Origin of the sequence: Methylobacterium persicinum, from assembly GCF_022179525.1 — a bacterium.
GTDB classification, from domain to species: domain Bacteria; phylum Pseudomonadota; class Alphaproteobacteria; order Rhizobiales; family Beijerinckiaceae; genus Methylobacterium; species Methylobacterium persicinum.
On the sequence record NZ_BPQX01000095.1, the window covers coordinates 1 to 1,328 of the forward strand.

Genomic DNA, 1,328 nt, shown 5'->3' on the forward strand with positions numbered 1-1,328 from the left:
TCAGTGTCTGTTCTGGTTGTTTTTCATAGCAACAGGGTGCACATGCGGGCTCTGAGCATGGGAATGTAACGTTGGCTTATCTTCATGCACATGCGTTCCCTTTTTCCTGGTTTCTTCTTCTTAGCCGGATTCTTCTGCTTAGGTGGTGGTTTCTTGTTCTCGTTTTTCTTTTGCTGTTCGTTTTTCTTAGCCTTCGCTTTTTGCGGCTTTTTCTTCGGCTTCTTCGGTGCTTTGCCATTTTGCTTAGTCGTCAGGGCAGAAACTGCACTGATTAGCTGCTGCATCTGTTGGGCCTGGACGATCGGAGTTTGCAGCTCTGGAATCATGGGTGGGGCCGGCTGCATCGGCACCCGCCATGGACGGAACGCCGGGCGTGGTCGCCAACGGCGTCCGTAAAAGGTTTGAGTTGGGATGTAATTCATGGTGTCTGTAATACGTGGTCTTTAGATGTAGTGTAATCCTGCATCTATTTAGGACCGCCGTACAGATGTATAATGGGACCTCTTATTTTCCTAAAAGACTTCAAATTCTTAGACAGCGTGGACATCGCTCTAGTGATGTTCCCGACGCCACTGACTTGGTATCTTGAGCTCAGTGCCACGTCTAATTCTTCTCTCAATCCTATGCGGGACCACTTAACTGTTTCGTCTTTTAGTGCCCTTCTTCTGTCTTCATCCTGGTTGTCGTCCGCTGGGAGCGGTTTCCCGAGTTTGAACAGCCTCTTTAACGGGTCTGCAACCCTACACGCTGTACCGGCGACACTGTCGTACAGGATGAATCCTCCACAAAAGTACGGTGGTTTCTCACACATTGTGGCATCGATGATCTTTACTTCCATGTTGACCCAACTCGCACACCTTTCTGCCATTAGCGGGTCTGACCTCACGCCGTGCACTATGTTGTCATCACCTATGAAGGCGGCGCACGCCGAGGACGATAATTTGTCGCGTAAGACGCGGCACGCTATGACAATGTTCAGCAGCGTGTTGATGAAGAGTGTAAGAAACATTCCTGACTTCATCATAGCACCGAATTTAAATCTTGTACCGGTAGGTAGATGCACACTCGTGATCTCACCAAACGCAGCTTCGATAAGGTCCAGCAGTTCTTGGTCGACCCCGAGGTCTTCCAGAAGCATTAGCGCCGTTAGCGCTAAGGAGTAGTCTTGGCTCTTATCGAAGGATGCGATATCTGTCTCCAGTACAGCATCTCCCGGTTGAAAATGTGCCGCTATGATGGCATCAAAGTCCTCCGCCGACATGTCAAACAGAGTGTGAATGTTCGGGGTCAGAACGGCTTTTAGCCGCCTGACTAACTCTCTGTGGATT

2 protein-coding genes are annotated in these 1,328 nt (G+C 49.6%); both read right to left on the reverse strand.

Going from position 1 to position 1,328, the window contains the following annotated elements; genetic code table 11:
- Positions 1–23 precede the first annotated feature (23 nt).
- The gene (locus MFF22_RS24925) at positions 24–422 is read right to left on the reverse strand and encodes a hypothetical protein (protein WP_238253404.1); all 399 of its coding nucleotides are present in this window, start codon (positions 420–422) and stop codon (positions 24–26) included.
- Positions 423–466: 44 nt separating this feature from the next.
- A partial coding sequence (locus MFF22_RS24930) for an RNA-dependent RNA polymerase family protein (RefSeq protein WP_238253405.1) occupies positions 467–1,328 on the reverse strand: 862 nt, incomplete at its 5' end.